This is a genomic window from Dellaglioa sp. CoH-57-MRSF-20, from assembly GCF_056781955.1.
Genome location: NZ_JBXAXV010000302.1, coordinates 1 through 251 on the forward strand (window position 1 = coordinate 1; position 251 = coordinate 251).

General features: G+C 47.4%; 1 protein-coding gene. It reads right to left on the reverse strand.

The window, feature by feature from the left end:
• On the reverse strand, window positions 1–251 hold a 251-nt coding region (locus tag AC1RPN_RS09120; protein ID WP_481763865.1), incomplete at both ends, for an MmcB family DNA repair protein.

Consider the following 251-nt stretch of genomic DNA (forward strand, 5'->3'; position numbering starts at 1 on the left):
TGTTGTATTTCTTGTCTTTGAAGTACCGAACGACAAATACCCCGACCTCCGGTGGGAGGCGGGGTTTAATTTTTTCATACGTGGCAGCACCGCATGCAAAGTACATGCGATTGCAAAATGGCAGATACTTCCGCCACTTGCCATTGTCATTATCGACTTTGAAGTCAGCCCATGAGGATTTGACTTCTACCATGACGATTTCGTTTTTGACGTGCACCGCCATTATGTCGGCACGTAGAGAACCGCCTTTC